Origin of the sequence: Streptomyces sp. NPDC059895, assembly GCF_042731035.1 — a bacterium.
Taxonomy (GTDB): Bacteria; Actinomycetota; Actinomycetes; order Streptomycetales; family Streptomycetaceae; genus Streptomyces.
Genome location: NZ_JBHWKO010000138.1, coordinates 1 through 1,103, shown reverse-complemented (window position 1 = coordinate 1,103; position 1,103 = coordinate 1). Strand labels below are relative to the sequence as shown.

General features: G+C 68.5%; 1 pseudogene. It reads right to left on the bottom strand.

Annotated elements, in window-relative coordinates:
- Positions 1-22: 22 nt before the first annotated feature.
- Positions 23-1,026: pseudogene (locus tag ACFV9M_RS42040) on the bottom strand (IS5 family transposase).
- Between the last annotated feature and the right edge of the window lie 77 nt (positions 1,027-1,103).

The window sequence follows — 1,103 nt, the reverse complement described above, 5'->3', positions numbered from 1 at the left end:
TAGGGCCTGTATTGAGTCGTGATCATTGAGCGGTTCGAGTGAGGTCCTTGATCCAGATCATGGAGGCGCGGAGGTGGAGTCCGGCGAGGTAGCTCTCGGGCGTCTTGTCGTAGCGGGTGGCGATCCCGCGCCATGCCTTGAGCTTGTTGATCAGGCGCTCGACGGTGTTGCGCTCTTTGTAGAGCTCGGTGTCGTGGGTGACAGGCCGACCGCCATGTCGGCCCTTCTTCTTCCGGTTGGCCGCCTGGTCCTTCTTCTCCGGGATGACCGCCTTGATCCCGCGTTGACGCAGGTGGGCACGGTTGCCGCGAGAGGAGTACGCCTTGTCTCCGGCGACCGCGTCCGGTCGGGTGCGGGGGCGCCCGACGGGCCCGCGGACGCGCACTTCGGCGAGTACGGGGATGAACTGCGGGCTGTCCGCGGCCTGGCCGGCGGTCAGGGTCAGGGCCAGGGGCCGGCAACGACGGTCCGCAGCCAGGTGGATCTTGCTGGTCTGTCCGCCTCGTGAGCGCCCGAGCAGAGCGGCTTTCAGACGGAGCCTGCGCCGCCGCCGGACACGCCGCCGCTCGGCCCGGCCGGGATCGCAGACGTCATCCTGTCCGTCTTGTTCCTCCGCGCCACCCCCTTTTGCCGGGCCGCCTCCGCCTCGACGGCAGCCTTCTCCAACGCGTCCAGGACGCCCTCCTCCAGGCGCATCCCGGCCGCGTCGTGATGGGCCCGCACAGTCGTCGAGTCCACGCTGACCAGCGACAGGTCCACCCGGCCCCGCCCGGCCGCCTCGGCGATCACCCCCTCCAGCAGAGCCTCGAAGACCCCGGCATCCCGCCACTGCCGAAACCGGTTGTGCACGGTGGACCAGGCACCGAACCTGTCCGGCATCTCCCGCCACTGCGCTCCCGAGCGGAACTTCCAGATCACGCCCTCGAACTGCTGCCGCAGCCGCCCGGGATACGGGCCGTACTCGCCGACCGGCAGATACGGCTCGACGAACCCCCACTCCTCATCCGTCAATTGCGCACGCGTCATACGTACTGGACTACCGGATCCACCGACTCGGCGAGGGCAGATCCGGCAGATCGATCACGACTCAATACAGGCCCTAG